At 64.4% G+C, this 15341-nt stretch carries 15 protein-coding genes; 10 read left to right on the top strand and 5 right to left on the bottom strand.

The genetic code is table 11. From position 1 onward, the window contains the following. Positions 1 to 22: 22 nt before the first annotated feature. Genes ftsX through ftsY form a run of 3 tightly spaced genes read right to left on the bottom strand, consistent with a single transcriptional unit; the run spans position 23 to position 3266 of the window. On the bottom strand, positions 23 to 1045 hold the full coding sequence (ftsX, locus tag BLV20_RS06100; protein WP_092298354.1) for a permease-like cell division protein FtsX: 1023 nt from the start codon (positions 1043 to 1045) through the stop codon (positions 23 to 25). Continuing rightward, positions 1042 to 1713 carry a cell division ATP-binding protein FtsE gene (gene ftsE, locus BLV20_RS06095; RefSeq protein ID WP_003229148.1) on the bottom strand — a complete coding sequence of 224 codons (672 nt, stop codon included), beginning with the start codon at positions 1711 to 1713 and terminating at the stop codon, positions 1042 to 1044. Before ftsE ends, ftsX begins: the two co-directional genes overlap by 4 nt. Beyond that, a complete protein-coding gene (gene ftsY / locus BLV20_RS06090; protein WP_092298351.1) occupies positions 1710 to 3266 on the bottom strand; it encodes a signal recognition particle-docking protein FtsY in 1557 nt (518 codons plus the stop codon). The genes ftsE and ftsY overlap by 4 nt, the downstream gene beginning before the upstream one ends. On the opposite strand from ftsY, the gene BLV20_RS31335 reads away from it, so the two are divergent. The 6 genes from BLV20_RS31335 to BLV20_RS06065 all read left to right on the top strand — a co-directional run bounded on the left by BLV20_RS31335 (position 3265) and on the right by BLV20_RS06065 (position 8981). Further along, positions 3265 to 3456 (top strand): hypothetical protein, encoded by a 192-nt coding sequence (locus BLV20_RS31335; RefSeq protein ID WP_175540142.1) that lies wholly within the window; start codon positions 3265 to 3267, stop codon positions 3454 to 3456. The two genes, ftsY and BLV20_RS31335, sit on opposite strands and share 2 nt — an antisense overlap. 167 nt (positions 3457 to 3623) lie before the next feature. Further along, the gene (locus BLV20_RS06085; protein ID WP_092298348.1) at positions 3624 to 4979 is read left to right on the top strand and encodes a M16 family metallopeptidase; all 1356 of its coding nucleotides are present in this window, start codon (positions 3624 to 3626) and stop codon (positions 4977 to 4979) included. Next, positions 4972 to 6462: a M16 family metallopeptidase gene (locus tag BLV20_RS06080; RefSeq protein WP_092298344.1), complete on the top strand. Its 1491-nt coding sequence runs from the start codon at positions 4972 to 4974 to the stop codon at positions 6460 to 6462. The genes BLV20_RS06085 and BLV20_RS06080 overlap by 8 nt, the downstream gene beginning before the upstream one ends. After that, the gene (rsmD, locus tag BLV20_RS06075; RefSeq protein ID WP_092298341.1) at positions 6462 to 7082 is read left to right on the top strand and encodes a 16S rRNA (guanine(966)-N(2))-methyltransferase RsmD; all 621 of its coding nucleotides are present in this window, start codon (positions 6462 to 6464) and stop codon (positions 7080 to 7082) included. The genes BLV20_RS06080 and rsmD overlap by 1 nt, the downstream gene beginning before the upstream one ends. Before the next feature lie 64 nt (positions 7083 to 7146). Further along, entirely contained in the window at positions 7147 to 8151 is a 1005-nt protein-coding gene (locus BLV20_RS06070; RefSeq protein ID WP_092298338.1) for a hydrolase, read from the top strand. Further along, on the top strand, positions 8148 to 8981 hold the full coding sequence (locus BLV20_RS06065) for an AraC family transcriptional regulator (RefSeq protein ID WP_092298335.1): 834 nt from the start codon (positions 8148 to 8150) through the stop codon (positions 8979 to 8981). The genes BLV20_RS06070 and BLV20_RS06065 overlap by 4 nt, the downstream gene beginning before the upstream one ends. Positions 8982 to 9109: 128 nt before the next feature. On the opposite strand, the gene BLV20_RS06060 is transcribed toward BLV20_RS06065, so the two are convergent. Then, positions 9110 to 9964 (bottom strand): sulfurtransferase, encoded by an 855-nt coding sequence (locus BLV20_RS06060; protein ID WP_092298332.1) that lies wholly within the window; start codon positions 9962 to 9964, stop codon positions 9110 to 9112. Between the two features lie 72 nt (positions 9965 to 10036). Then, a complete protein-coding gene (locus BLV20_RS06055) occupies positions 10037 to 10708 on the bottom strand; it encodes a TetR/AcrR family transcriptional regulator (RefSeq protein ID WP_092298329.1) in 672 nt (223 codons plus the stop codon). Positions 10709 to 10853: 145 nt separating this feature from the next. Between BLV20_RS06055 and BLV20_RS06050 the strand changes: the two genes are divergently transcribed. From BLV20_RS06050 to coaD, 4 genes are all read left to right on the top strand, one after another. Continuing rightward, on the top strand, positions 10854 to 12284 hold the full coding sequence (locus tag BLV20_RS06050; protein ID WP_092298326.1) for a coniferyl aldehyde dehydrogenase: 1431 nt from the start codon (positions 10854 to 10856) through the stop codon (positions 12282 to 12284). 27 nt (positions 12285 to 12311) lie between these two features. After that, positions 12312 to 12857: a twin-arginine translocation pathway signal protein gene (locus tag BLV20_RS06045; protein ID WP_092298323.1), complete on the top strand. Its 546-nt coding sequence runs from the start codon at positions 12312 to 12314 to the stop codon at positions 12855 to 12857. 155 nt (positions 12858 to 13012) lie between these two features. Next, positions 13013 to 14608, top strand: a complete 1596-nt coding sequence (locus BLV20_RS06040) for a GMC family oxidoreductase (RefSeq protein ID WP_092298320.1) — start codon at positions 13013 to 13015, stop codon at positions 14606 to 14608. Between the two features lie 115 nt (positions 14609 to 14723). Continuing rightward, positions 14724 to 15203, top strand: a complete 480-nt coding sequence (coaD, locus tag BLV20_RS06035) for a pantetheine-phosphate adenylyltransferase (protein ID WP_003229157.1) — start codon at positions 14724 to 14726, stop codon at positions 15201 to 15203. Positions 15204 to 15341: the final 138 nt, after the last annotated feature.

Below are 15341 nucleotides of genomic sequence, written 5' to 3'. Positions count from 1 at the left end.
GGTCAATACAAGCAAAAAGACACTATTTCGGCGCCAGCTCCCGCAAGTGGCGGGCGACCGCAATCCACGCACCGATATACCCCAACAACACCGCGCCAAGCAAGAGCGAAAGACCATCGGCGACCGGCACGCCAGCCAGGGCGAAATCACTGCCGTACAAGCCGGCAAGCCCCACCACTGCGTCGTTCAGCCAATCGAGGCCGAACGCCAGAACCCCCCAGGACAAAATCCCCGCACCGAAGCCATACAAGGCGCCCATATAAAGGAAGGGACGCCGTACATAGCTGTCAGTGCCGCCGACGAGTTTAATCACTTCTATCTCGGTGCGGCGGTTTTCAATATGAAGACGAATGGTATTGCCTATCACCAAAAGTAATGCAGAAACCAGCAACACCGTCAGGCCGAAGACAAACCGGTCGCCCAGCTTGAGGATCGCCGCCAGCCGCTCGACCCATACCAGGTCCAGTTGCGCCTGCTGCACCTTGGGCATTTCCGCAAGGCGCTGGCGCAAGGCTTCCAGGGCGGCCTTGTCCACTTCGTTCGGCGTGACCAGGACTACGCCCGGCAGCGGGTTCTGCGGCAACTCCTTGAGCGCCTCGCCCAGCCCGGACTGCTGCTGGAACTCGTCCAGGGCCTTGTCCTTGCTGATGAACTCGGCGTCCGCCACGCCCGGCATGGCCTTGATCTGCTCGCTCAGGCTTTCGCCCTCGGTGGCGCTGGCATCGAGCTCCAGGTACAGGGAAATCTGCGCTGCGCGCTGCCAGGAGCCGCCCAGGCGCTCGACATTATTGAGCAACAGCGACAGGCCCATCGGCAGGCTCAGGGCCACGGCCATCACCAGGCAGGTGAAGAAACTGCCAATCGGCTGCTTGCCCAGGCGACGCAAGCTGTCGAGCAGGCTGGCGCGGTGGCTCTCGACCCAGGCGTGCAGCAGGGTGCTGAAATCCGGGCCGTCGTCTTCGTCGCGTTTTTTCTTCTGCGGCGGCTGGTCCGAGGCTTTCGGAGCCACGCGTTCGGCCACTTTAGGGCTGCGGGTCGCACTCATACGCCAGCCTCCCCATCGCCGATCAATCGGCCGCGTTGCAGGGTCAGCATGCGGTGACGCATGCGCGCGATCAGCGCCAGGTCGTGACTGGCGATCAGCACACTGGTGCCCAGACGGTTGATATCTTCGAATACGCCCATGATTTCCGCCGCCAGACGCGGGTCGAGGTTACCTGTGGGTTCGTCCGCCAGCAGCAAGGCCGGGCGGTGCACGATGGCGCGGGCAATACCGACGCGCTGCTGTTGGCCGGTGGACAGGTCGCCCGGGTAGAGATCGGTCTTGTCCGACAGCGCCACGCGCTCCAGGGCCGAGTCCACGCGCTTGGCGATTTCAGCCTTGGACAGGCCAAGGATCTGCAACGGCAAGGCGACGTTGTTGAAAACGGTGCGATCGAACAGCAACTGGTGATTCTGGAACACCACGCCGATCTGCCGCCGCAGGAATGGAATCTGCGCATTGCTGATGGTGCTCAGGTCCTGGCCGGCCAGCAGCAGCTTGCCGCTGGTGGGGCGCTCCATGGCCAGCAGCAGCCGCAGCAGCGTGGACTTGCCAGCGCCGGAATGGCCGGTGACGAACAGAAACTCGCCGCGACGGACCCGGAAGCTCAGCTCGTGCAGGCCGACATGGCCGTTCGGATAACGCTTACCGACCTGTTCGAAACGAATCATGAACGCTCCCGCTCGGCAAACAGTGCCTGGACAAAGGGTTCGGCTTCAAAGGTACGCAGGTCGTCGATGCTCTCACCGACGCCGATGTAGCGGATCGGCAGGCCAAACTGCTTGGCCAGGGCGAAGATCACCCCACCCTTGGCGGTACCGTCGAGCTTGGTCAGGGCCAGGCCGGTCAGTTCGACACTCTGGTTGAAATGCTTGGCCTGGTTGATGGCGTTCTGGCCGGTACCGGCATCGAGTACCAGCAGCACTTCGTGCGGTGCGTCGGCATCGAGCTTGCCGATCACCCGGCGAACCTTCTTCAGCTCTTCCATCAGGTTGTCTTTGGTGTGCAGGCGACCGGCGGTGTCGGCGATCAGTACGTCGATACCACGGGCCTTGGCGGCCTGCACGGCGTCGAAGATCACGGAGGCCGAGTCGGCGCCGGTATGCTGGGCGATCACCGGAATCTTGTTGCGCTCGCCCCAGACCTGCAGCTGTTCCACGGCCGCGGCGCGGAAGGTGTCGCCCGCGGCGAGCATGACCTTCTTGCCTTCGAGCTGCAGCTTCTTGGCCAGCTTGCCGATGGTGGTGGTCTTGCCGGCGCCGTTGACGCCGACCACCAGGATCACGAACGGCTTGGTCTGCGAAGCGATCTGCAGCGGCTGCTCCACCGGCTTGAGCATGCTCGACAGCTCGGCCTGCAGCGACTTGTACAGCGCATCGACGTCGGTCAGTTGCTTGCGCGCGACTTTCTGGGTCAGGTTCTGAATGATCACCGCGGTGGCTTCCACGCCCACGTCGGCGGTCAGCAGGCGGGTCTCGATATCTTCCAGCAGCTCGTCATCGATGGTCTTCTTGCCCAGGAACAGGCTGGCCATGCCTTCGCCGATGCTGGCGCTGGTCTTGGACAGGCCCTGCTTGAGGCGGGCAAAGAAGCCGACCTTGTTCTCCTCGGCGCGGGACGGCTCGACGGCAGCTGGCGCTTCGACCGGAGCCGTCGCAACCACCGGCGCGACTACTGGGCTTGGAGCTGGAGCTGGAGCTGGAGCTGGAGCTGGAGCTGGAGCTGGAGCTGGAGCTGGAACAGGTTGCGGTGCAACAAAGGCAGGCGCAACAGGCGCCGGGGCCACAGGCTCGACCACCGGGGCCGGGGTGGCAGCGACCGGCTCTGGCGGTTGCGGCGCGCTGACGGTCGCAGCGGGAATCGGCGGGACGACATGCGGCGCCTGCTCGTTTTCCACCAGCGCCACTGGCTCTTCCGCCACCGGCAGGGTCAGCCAGGGCTTGTGATCGGGATCGGGGGTCAGCGGCAGGTCCGGCGCGGCCGCGGGCTCGGTCGCGGCAGCAGGTCGTTCAGGCTGCAGGATCGGCTCGGCGATCGGCAACACCACAGGCGCTACGACTTCGACAACCGGGGTTTCTTCTATAACGGGAGCCGGGGCAGGCTCGACAGGAACTTGTGACTGTTCGACGACGGTTTCCTGCGGCTTTTTGCGCAGCCATCCGAACAGGCCTTTTTTCTCGCCAGCCGCGGCTGGGGTCTTCTTGTCGTCGTTGGAACCAAACATGGAGGACGGCTATCTCAAGGTAGCGACGCGCCAGCAAGGCGCATCGGCAAATAAATATTCGATGCAGAACAGACTGCGTTTCCGCCGGCTTGTTCACGCGCAACATTTTGTCGAGGTGCCCAGCGGCATCTCAAGGATCGATTTTACTAAAGGACTGAAACGGCAAAATCGGCGAAAAGTCGAAGTTTAGCTGATAAATCCAGACTTCCTGCCGGAAACCCATACAACCTGCTCAAGCACACTCTGATCCGCAAAGGCCTGATAGGCGTGGCCGCCAGTAAAACGGATCAGTATCCTAGCATCTCCTCGCCCGCCGACGCTAAGACCAAGCGGGCAGTCCAACAGGTTTAAAAACGAATGAATGCTCTAGCCCGCCGCGCCGCAGGCCTGCTGCTCAGTACGGTTTGTCTGCCCCTTTCAGCCTTGGCTGCCGATCCACAACCCACCCATGAATTCACCCTCGACAACGGCCTCAAGGTCGTGGTCCGCGAAGACCACCGGGCTCCGGTCGTGGTCTCCCAGGTCTGGTACAAAGTCGGCTCCAGTTACGAAACCCCGGGCCAGACCGGTTTGTCCCACGCCCTGGAACACATGATGTTCAAAGGCAGCGAAAAGGTCGGCCCCGGCGAAGCCTCGCTGATCCTGCGCGACCTGGGCGCCGAAGAGAACGCATTCACCAGCGACGATTTCACCGCTTATTACCAAGTGCTGGCCCGTGACCGCCTGGGCGTGGCCTTCGAGCTGGAGGCCGATCGCATGGCCAGCCTGCGCCTGCCGCCCGACGAGTTCAGCCGCGAAATCGAGGTAATCAAGGAAGAGCGCCGCCTGCGCACCGACGACAAGCCGATGTCCAAGGCCTTCGAACGCTTCAAGGCGATGGCCTACCCGGCCAGCGGCTACCACACGCCGACCATCGGCTGGATGGCCGACCTCAACCGAATGAAGGTCGAGGAGCTGCGCCACTGGTATGAATCCTGGTACGCACCGAACAACGCCACCCTGGTGGTGGTCGGCGACGTGACCCCGGACGAGGTCAAGACCCTGGCCCAGCGTTATTTCGGCGCCATTGCCAAGCGCGCCGTGCCCGCGGCGAAGATCCCCCTGGAACTGGCCGAGCCCGGCGAGCGGCAGATCACCCTGCGGGTGAAGACCCAGTTGCCGAGCGTGATGCTGGCCTTCAACGTGCCGAGCATCGCCACCGCCGCAGACAAGCACTCGGTGCATGCCCTGCGCCTGATCGCCGCGCTGCTCGACGGCGGCTACAGCGCCCGCATCCCGACCCGCCTGGAGCGTGGCGAAGAGCTGGTGTCCGGCGGCTCGTCGAGCTTCGACGCCTACACCCGCGGCGACAGCCTGTTCCTGCTTTCGGCCATGCCCAACAGCCAGAAGAAAAAAACCGTCGCCCAGGCCGAAGCCGGCCTGTGGCGTTTGCTCGAAGAGCTGAAGAGCACCCCGCCGACCGCCGAAGAACTGGAGCGCGTGCGCGCCCAGGTCATCGCCGGCCTGGTCTACGAGCGTGACTCCATCACCAGCCAGGCCACCGCCATCGGCCAGCTGGAAACCGTCGGCCTGTCCTGGAAGCTCATGGACACTGAACTTGCCGAACTGCAAAGCGTGACCCCTGAGGACATCCAGAAGGCCGCCCGCACCTATTTCACCCGCGAACGCCTGAGCGTTGCCCACGTATTGCCTGAGGAGTCCGCTCATGAGTAATCGCAAAAGCGCCAGTCCGGTCCTGCTTGGCCTGGCACTTGTGGCCCTGATCGTTGCCGCCGGCCTTTATCTGCTGCGTGGCAACGAATCCCGCGCCAGCCAGGCGCTGGACAAGGCCAAGAGCAGCCAGAAGCTGCAATCTCTGACCGAGCTCGACGGCAAGGCGCCAAGCCATCGCCGCCTCGATATCAAGACCTGGAACACCCCAGAAGGCGCCAAGGTGCTGTTCGTCGAGGCCCATGAGCTGCCGATGTTCGACCTGCGCCTGACCTTCGCCGCCGGCAGTAGCCAGGACGGCGACGCGCCGGGCGTGGCGATGCTGACCAACGCCATGCTCAACGAAGGCGTGGCCGGCAAGGATGTCGGCGCGATCGCCCAGGGCTTCGAAGGCCTGGGCGCCGATTTCGGCAACGGTGCCTACAAGGACATGGCCATCGCGTCCCTGCGCAGCCTCAGCGCGCCGGACAAGCGCACGCCGGCCCTGCAACTGTTTGCCGAGGTAGTGGGCAAGCCGACCTTCCCCGCCGACTCCCTGGCGCGCATCAAGAACCAGATGCTCGCTGGCTTCGAGTACCAGAAGCAGAACCCCGGCAAGCTGGCGAGCCTGGAACTGATGAACCGCCTGTATGGCAGCCATCCGTATGCCCATTCCAGCGACGGCACCGCGCAGAGCGTGCCGCCCATCAGCCTGGCCCAGTTGCGGGCGTTCCATGCCAAGGCCTATGCCGCCGGCAACGTGGTGATCGCGCTGGTGGGCGACCTGTCGCGCAGCGAAGCCGAGGCGATTGCCGCACAGATCTCCAGCGCCCTGCCCCAAGGCCCGGCACTGGCGAAAATCGCGCAACCGACCGAACCACAGGCCAGCATCGGCCATATCGAATACCCGTCCAGCCAGACCAGCCTGCTGCTGGCGCAACTGGGCATCGATCGCGACGACCCGGACTACGCGGCGCTGGCCCTGGGCAACCAGATCCTGGGCGGCGGCGGTTTTGGCACCCGGCTGATGAGTGAAGTGCGCGAAAAACGCGGCCTGACCTACGGCGTCTATTCCGGCTTCAGCCCGATGCAGGCCCGTGGCCCGTTCATGATCAACCTGCAGACCCGTGCCGAAATGAGCCAGGGCACCCTCAAGCTGGTGCAGGACGTGCTCGCCGATTACCTCAAGACCGGCCCGACCCAGAAGGAACTCGACGACGCCAAGCGCGAACTGGCCGGCAGCTTCCCGCTGTCCACCGCCAGCAATGCGGATATCGTCGGCCAACTGGGCGCCATCGGCTTCTATAGCCTGCCGCTGAGCTATCTTGAAGACTTCATGCAGCAGTCCCAGAGCCTGACCGTGGAACAGGTCCGGGACGTCATGAACAAACACCTGAAAGCGGACAAGATGGTCATCGTCACCGCCGGTCCGACCGTCCCGCAAAAGCCGTTGCCGGCCCCTACTGACAAACCCGCCGAGCAGCCGCTCGGGGTTCCGGAGCATTAATGGCCAGCCCATCGCGTCCCAGCAAGAAACCCATCCATAACCAGCACAACGGTGTAGGCCAACTACGCATCATCGGCGGCGAATGGCGCAGCCGCCGCCTGAGCTTCCCCGATGTGCCGGGCTTGCGCCCGACACCGGACCGGGTGCGCGAAACCCTGTTCAACTGGCTGGCGCCGTATGTCGCCGGAGCCAAGGTGCTCGACCTGTTCGCCGGCAGCGGCGCGCTGTTTCTCGAGGCCCTGTCCCGTGGCGCCGCCATGGGCCAGGCGCTGGATGCCAGCAACCTGGCCGTGTCGCGCCTGCGCGAACACCTGGGCACCCTGCGCTGTACCGTTGGTCAGGTGCAGACCGCCGACGCCCTGCGCTACCTGGAAACCCAGCCGGCCAGCCGTTTCGACCTGGTATTCCTCGATCCGCCGTTCCATCAGAACCTGTTGCCGACCGCCTGTGCCCTGTTGGAGGAACGGGACTGGCTGGCTGACGATTCCTGGGTCTATACCGAAAGTGAAACCGCGCCTTCGACCCTCGGCCTTCCGGCGAACTGGCGCCTGCACCGCGAGCAGAAATCCGGGCAGGTGTATTACGCCTTGTGGCAACGCATGGCGAAGATCGCCGGTTAACCCACCGGACTGAAAAAGCTGCGCGGCCCTGCCGGGTCGCGCATCGCTGTTACAGAGAATCGCCGTGCCTACTCCGTCAGATCGCTTCATTCCCGCCTTCGGCCTCGGCAACCCGCACCTGCAAACCTTGTGGGGCCCGCTGTGGCGCAAGACCACTCACCTTGACCGCCAGCGCGAACGCCTATGGCTCGACGACGGCGACTTTCTCGATCTCGACTGGCACGGCCCGCACACCGCCAGCGCGCCCCTGGTATTGGTGCTGCATGGTCTGACCGGCTCTTCCAACTCGCCTTACGTGGCCGGCCTGCAAAAGGCCCTGGCCAGCCAGGGCTGGGCCAGCGTGGCGCTGAACTGGCGCGGCTGCTCGGGCGAACCCAACCTGCTGCCGCGCAGCTACCACTCGGGGGCCAGCGAAGACCTGGCCGCCGCCATCGACCACCTGCGCAGCAAACGCCCGCTGGCCCCGCTGTTCGCGGTGGGCTATTCGCTGGGCGGCAATGTGCTGCTCAAGCACCTGGGGGAAAGCGGCAGCGCCAGCCAGCTGCAAGGCGCCGTCGCGGTATCGGTGCCGTTTCGCCTGGACCAATGCGCCGACCGCATCGGCCAGGGGTTTTCCAAGGTCTACCAGGCGCATTTCATGCGCGAGATGCTGGCCTACATCAAGGACAAGCAGCGCCAGTTCCAGCATGACGGGCGCCATGAGGGCCTGGCGGTGCTGGAGCGGCTCGGCTCGCTGGAAAAGATGCGCACCTTCTGGGATTTCGACGGCCGGGTCACCGCGCCGCTGAATGGCTTTGCCGATGCCGAGGATTACTACCGACGCGCCTCCAGCCGCTATTTCCTTGGGGAAATCCGCACGCAAACCCTGATTATCCAGGCCGCGGACGACCCTTTCGTATTTCCCCACAGCCTGCCGGAAGCCGGCGAGCTGTCCAGCAGCACCCACTTCGAACTGCAGGCCAAGGGCGGGCACGTCGGCTTTGTCGATGGTTCGGTGAAGACCCCGGGTTATTACCTGGAACGACGCATCCCGCAATGGCTGTCCGACCTGGGGCGCGAGCCGCGATGAACAGCGACCAGGGCGAATCGATCCGTTTCTGGCAAACCGCGCCCCTGGCCGGCGTGGAACTGCTGGCTGCGCGCTACATCGAGCATCGCTTCGTGCCCCATGTGCACGACGGCTATGTGATCGGCATGATCATGGACGGCGCCCAGCGCTACCGTTATCGCGGCGCCGAACACCTGGCGGGGCGCGGCACCCTGGTGCTGATCAACCCGGACGAGCTGCACACCGGCCACAAAGGCACCGAGGACGGCTGGCTGTACCGGGCGTTTTATCCGGACAACGCGAAAATCCTCGCCATGCTCGACGAGCTGGAATTGCCCACCGGCAGCCTGCCGGCCTTTGGCGCCACGCTGTATCGCGACCCCGATCTGGTCAGCGGCTTCTGCCAATTGCATCAACTGCTGGAAAGCCCGGCCACCGCCCTGCAACAACAGACCCTGTGGCGGGAAATGATGCTCTTGCTACTGCGGCGTCACGCCGGGGTCAAGGCGCCGGGCGAACCGGGGCGGGAACACCGGGCGATCGTCCGGGCCAAGGAGTTGCTGCAAGCGCAGCTGGCGGCCCCACCGTCGCTGGAAGAACTGGCCGCCGCGGTGAATCTCTCGCCGTTCCATTTCGCCCGGGTATTTCGCCGCGCCACCGGCATGCCACCGCACACCTGGCTGATGCAACAGCGTATCGCCCAGGCCCGGGCACTGCTGCGCGACGGCTGCCTGCCGCTGGAAGTGGCGATGCAACTGGGGTTCGCCGACCAGAGCCATCTGAGCCGGCAGTTCAAGCAGGTCTATGGCGTGGGGCCAGCGGCCTATCGCAGCGCCCGCCAGTCCCCGTGACGGCCCCTCCATCCGTAGGAGCGAAGCTTGCTCGCGAAAAAAACTCTGGACGACGCAATCTGCCCGTAAGAACGCACTGCCTGGAAGGTTGATCGCGAGCAAGCTTCGCTCCTACGGTGGGGCAGGGCTCAGTCGCCCTTGGCCACCGCACGCTGCGGGTCGGTGATCCATTCGCTCCAGGAGCCGGCATACAGACTGGCCAGGGGATACCCGGCCAGGCACAGGGCGAACAGGTTATGACAGGCCGTCACGCCCGAGCCGCAGTACGCCACCAGCTCGGTCGGTGACCGCTCGCCCAACATCTCGGCGAACCGCTGCCGGAGCTGCTCGGCCGGCAGAAAACGGCCATCGCTGCCCAGGTTGTCGGTGAACGCCGCGCATTGCGCGCCAGGGATATGCCCGGCCACCGGGTCGATCGGCTCCACTTCGCCGCGAAAGCGTGGCTGGGCGCGGGCGTCGAGCAGGGTCAGGGTCGGCTGGCCAAGGCGCTTTTGCAGTTGTTCGGCACTGCGCAGCAGGTTTTCATCGGGCTGGCCAGTGAAGTGGCCGAGCACGTTGGCCGGAGGGTCCAGGCTCAACGGCAGGCCCGCGGCGTGCCAGGCTTTCAGGCCGCCGTCGAGGATAAACACGCCGTCACGTTTGCCCAGCCAGGCCAGCAGCCACCAGGCCCGGGCGGCATAGGCGCCGGGGCCGTCGTCGTAGAGCACGACGTCGCTGTCGGCGTCGATGCCCCAGGCCTGCAGGCGGGCAATCAGCGTCGCCGGCTCGGGCAGCGGATGGCGCCCGGTCACGCCCTTGATCACCGGGCCACTGAGGTCGCGTTCCAGATCGGCAAAATGCGCGCCGGCCAGATGCCCCTCGGCATAACTGCGCTGGCCGTAATCCGGGTCTTCCAGGGCAAAACGACAATCGAGAATCACCAGCCCGGGCTGCTCCAGGCGAGCGGCCAATTGCTGTGGGCTGATCAGTTGCGCGATGGGCATGACGGACTCCTGTAATTGAACGATGGCTTGATCCAGGACCTGCGGGTAAACGCAGTCGGCTTGCCTACAAATCTACTGCACTTCTTCCAGGGCCTGGGCCAGGGGCACATAAAACTCGTCGAACAGCGCGTTGACCGCTTCCCGGGCCTGGTCGGTGACAAACCCGGCCTCCAGCACCAGCACCTGATAGACACCGCGCTTGATGGCTTCTTCGCTCAGGTGCGCGGAGTTTTCCCGGGTGGTGCACAAAAAGCGCACCCAGGACGTGAGGATGATCCAGGCGTTGAGGGTCAGGGACTCGATCTGCACCTTGTCCATCTTGAGGATGCCGGCGTCGACGAAGCCGGCGTAGATCGCCGTGCCGTGGATCAGGCAGCGCTGGGAGAAACGCCGGTAGCGGGCAGCCATTTCGGCATCGCTGTCGAGCAGGTGCTCCAGGTCGCGGTGCAGGAAGCGATAGCGCCACATGGCCGCCAATACGGCCTGCAGGTAATAACGCTTGTCTTCCACCGTCACCGCGCGGCCCTGGGGCAGGCGCAGGAAACTGTCGACCAGCGCTTCGTACTCGCAGAACAGCACGGCGATGATCGCCTGCTTATTGGGGAAGTGGTAATACAGGTTGCCCGGCGAAATCTCCATGTGGGCCGCAATGTGGTTGGTGCTGACATTGCGTTCGCCCTGCTGGTTGAACAGCTCCAGGCTGTTCTGGACGATGCGTTCGCGAGTTTTTATGCGTGGGGCCATGAGCGTGGGCTTTAATCGAAGAGGCGTTGCCCGGCATCTTACGACCTATCCCCAACGGGATAAATCAAAGCTGGTACGGGATGGCATTTGACATTTTAGAGTATAAGCTCTAAAAATCGCCCACTTAAAAAAACCGGAGCCGCCCATGCCTGCCGAAATCGCCTACTTGCCTGAAGCTCACCAACAGCTGGACGAGCTTCATCACTTGTTCGCTGCCCAGCGCCAGGCCTTCGCGGCCAACCCCATGCCGCCCGCGGCCCAGCGCCTGCAGTGGCTCAAGAGCCTGCGCGACCTGCTCGACAGCGAACGCCAGGCCCTGATCGAGGCCATCAGCGACGATTTCAGCCATCGCAGCGCCGACGAAACCCTGCTCGCCGAAATCATGCCCAGCCTGCATGGCATCCACTACGCCAGCAAACACCTCAAGGGCTGGATGAAGCCTTCGCGGCGCAAGGTCGGCGCGGCCTTTCAACCGGCCTCGGCCAAGGTCGTCTATCAGCCGCTGGGCGTGATCGGCGTGATCGTGCCGTGGAACTACCCGCTGTACCTGGCCATCGGCCCGCTGGTCGGCGCGCTTGCCGCCGGCAACCGGGTGCTGCTCAAGCTCAGCGAATCGACCCCCGCCACCGGCCTGCTGCTCAAGCGCCTGCTGGCCAAGGTATTCCCCGAGGACCTGGTGGCCGTGGTTCTGGGCGAGGCTGAAGTGGGCGTGGCTTTCTCCCGGCTGCCCTTCGACCACCTGCTGTTCACCGGCGCCACCAGCATCGGCAAGCATGTGATGCGCGCCGCGGCGGAAAACCTGACCCCGGTGACCCTCGAGCTGGGCGGCAAGTCCCCGGCCATCGTGTCCGACGACGTGCCGCTCAAGGACGCCGCCGAACGCATCGCCTTCGGCAAGACCATGAATGCCGGCCAGACCTGCGTCGCCCCGGACTACGTGCTGGTCCCGGAAAACCGCGTCGGCGCCTTCGTCGATGCCTATCGCCAGGTGGTTCGCGATTTCTTCCCGACCCTGGTCGACAACCCCGACTACACGGCGATCATCAACCAGCGGCAACTGGCGCGCCTGAACAGCTACATCAGCGACGCTACCAGCAAGGGCGCGCTGCTGATCCCGCTGTTCGAGGCAAACCAGGAACGGCGCATGGGCCACAGCCTGATGCTCAATGTCAGCGACGACATGACCGTGATGCAGGACGAAATCTTCGGCCCGATCCTGCCGATCGTGCCCTACACCGGGCTGGACCAGGCTTTCGCCTACATCAACCAGCGCCCGCGCCCGCTGGCGCTCTATTACTTCGGCTACAACAAGGCCGAGCAGAACCGGGTGCTCAACGAAACCCACTCGGGCGGGGTCTGCCTCAACGACACCCTGCTGCACGTGGCCCAGGACGACATGCCGTTCGGTGGCATCGGCCACTCGGGCATGGGCCATTACCACGGTCACGAGGGTTTCCTGACCTTCAGCAAGGCCAAGGGCGTACTGAGCAAACAGCGCCTGAACGCCGCGCGGCTGATCTACCCGCCCTACGGCAAGCCGATCCAGAAACTGATCCAGAAGCTGTTCATCCGCTAACCAGACCATTACCGGGTAATCACAATAATGCCCCCCAGCCTGCCTGTAGCCCCCGAACTGTCGCGCCGTGGCCTGTTGAAAATCGGCCTGTGCGCCAGCGCATTCCTGACCACCGCGGGTATCGGCGCCAGCCTCAGCGGCTGCTCGTCCAGCACGCCGGCCAGTGGCTTCGCGGTGCTGCGCAGCAGTGACCTGCCGGTTTTGCGGGCATTACTGCCAGTAATGCTCGACGGCTCGGTGGCCGCCGAAAAACTGCCCGCGGCGCTCGACGCCACGCTGAAAGGCCTGGACTACAGCCTCGACCATCTGTCGCCGGAAATGCTCAAGCTCACCCAGCAGCTGTTCGACGTGCTGGGCATGGGTATCACGCGCGGGCCGCTGACCGGTATCTGGGGCAGTTGGGAAAACGCCAGCGCCGAAGACATCCGCCAGTTCCTCAAGCGCTGGGAAAACAGCTCTCTCAGCCTGTTGCGCATGGGCCACGCGTCCTTGCTGCAACTGGTGATGATGGCCTGGTACAGCCGCCCCGAATCCTGGGCCCACTGCGGTTATCCCGGGCCGCCCAGAATCTGAAGACTGCTCGCTCTGTAGCCGCTGCCGAAGGCTGCGATCGGCTCCGCAGGAGACGCGCTCCTGAAGCCCTCGGAAGGTCCTACGGACCTTGTCGCAGTCTTCGGCAGCGCTACACAAGCACCCAGAAGCCCCAGAACAACTAGAGAGAGCCTGATATGCCTGTACCCGATCCGTTTCGCGAAGGCCTGGCCCGCGGCTGGAAAACCTACAACGGCGCGCAACTGCAACAGGACCTGATCCTCGAAGCGGATGTCGCCATCATCGGCAGCGGCGCGGGCGGCGGCACCACCGCCGAGATCCTCAGCGCCGCCGGCTACAAGGTGCTGCTGATCGAAGAAGGGCCGCTCAAGACCAGCGACGACTTCAAGATGCTCGAAGACCAGGCCTACGCCGAGCTCTACCAGGAAGGCATCGGCCGCATGAGCAAGGACGGCGCCATCACCATCCTGCAAGGCCGCGCGGTCGGCGGCACCACGCTGATCAACTGGACCTCCAGCTTCCGCACCCCCGAGCCGACCCTGGAACACTGGGCCAAGGAGCACAACGTCAAGGGCCACAGCCCGGCCGACATGGCGCCCTGGTTCGCGAAGATGGAGCAACGCCTGGGGATCACCCCGTGGATCATGCCGCCCAACGCCAACAACGACGTGATCAGGCTCGGCTGCGAAAAGCTCGGCTACAGCTGGCATGTGATCCCGCGTAACGTGCGCGGCTGCTGGAACCTCGGCTATTGCGGCATGGGCTGCCCGACCAACGCCAAGCAATCGATGATGGTCACCACCATTCCCGCAACCCTGGAAAAAGGCGGCGAGCTGCTGTACCTGGCCCGCGCCGAGCGCCTGCAGATCAAGGGCGAGCGGGTCGAGAGCCTGCAATGCGTGGCCATGGACGAGCGCTGCGTGGCGCCCACCGGCCGCACCATCCAGGTCAAGGCCCGGCATTACGTGCTGGCGGGCGGCGGCATCAACAGCCCGGCCCTGCTGCTGCGTTCCGACGCGGCCGACCCGCACAAGCGCCTGGGCAAGCGCACTTTCCTGCACTTGGTGAATTTTTCCGCCGGGCAGTTCGACCAGGTCATCAACCCCTTCTACGGTGCGCCGCAGTCGATCTACTCCGATCATTTCCAATGGCTGGACGGCGCCACCGGCAGGATGTCCTACAAACTCGAGGTGCCGCCGCTGCAACCGGCGCTGGCCACTACCCTGCTTGGCGGTTTCGGCCAGCAGAGCGCCTTGAACATGCAGCAACTGCCCCACACCCACGCGATGCTTGCACTGCTGCGCGACGGTTTTCACCCGGACAGCAGCGGCGGCAGCGTGGAGCTGCGCGGCGACGGCTCGCCGGTGCTCGACTATCAGGTTTCGGATTACGCCTGGGACGGCGTGCGCCGGGCCTTCCACAGCATGGCGGAGATCCAGTTCGCCGGCGGCGCCAAGGCGGTCATGCCGGTGCACAGCGACGCCCGCTACGTGAAGACCCTGGCCGAGGCCAAGGCGCTGATCGACAGCCTGCCGCTCGCGCTGTACCGCACTCGCCTGGGCAGCGCCCATGTGATGGGCGGTTGTGCCATGGGCGAAGACCCGAAAAGCGCCGTCACCGACAGCCTGGGGCGGCATCACCAGCTGACGAATCTGTCGATCCACGACGGCTCGCTGTTCCCCACCAGCATTGGCGCCAACCCGCAATTGTCGGTCTACGGCCTGACCGCGCAACTGGCCACGGCCCTGGCCGAACGGCTGAAAAGCGGGTGAAAAAGCCGTTTATTCTTGTCGTCTATAGTGCTTTCTTCCGTTACAGGCGACTTGGCCGACCGGAAAGGCTGCGATACCATCCGACTCCCCAACGGACTCCCGCCAGGACGACGCGATGAACCGAGTGTTGTACCCAGGTACCTTCGACCCTATTACCAAGGGCCATGGCGATCTGGTCGAACGCGCCTCGCGCCTGTTCGATCATGTGATCATCGCCGTCGCCGCCAGCCCGAAGAAAAACCCGCTTTTCCCTCTGGAACAGCGCGTGGAACTGGCTCGTGAGGTCACCAAGCATCTGCCGAACGTTGAAGTCGTCGGTTTTTCCACGCTGCTGGCGCATTTCGCCAAGGAGCAGAACGCCAATGTCTTCCTGCGGGGGCTACGGGCGGTTTCGGACTTCGAATATGAATTCCAGCTGGCCAACATGAACCGCCAACTGGCGCCGGACGTGGAAAGCCTGTTCCTCACACCGTCGGAGCGTTATTCGTTCATTTCCTCGACGTTGGTCCGGGAAATCGCCGCATTGGGCGGCGATATCAGCAAGTTCGTGCACCCGGCGGTGGCCGACGCCCTGACCTTGCGCTTCAAGAAATAACCCCCGCGCGGGAGCTGGCGAAACCTGCGCCAGTTCCCGCGCCGTCTGCCTGCAATGCCCCTCCCATCGCGCCCGCGTGCACTGCGCTCGTCAATGCGGCACAATTGCGCATTGGTTTTTCAAATGCCTGGGCCCGCC

Origin of the sequence: Pseudomonas sp. NFIX28 (assembly GCF_900107395.1) — a bacterium.
GTDB lineage: Bacteria > Pseudomonadota > Gammaproteobacteria > Pseudomonadales > Pseudomonadaceae > Aquipseudomonas.
Note: the sequence above shows the minus strand (reverse complement) of the source record. Positions and strands in the feature narration are given on the sequence as shown.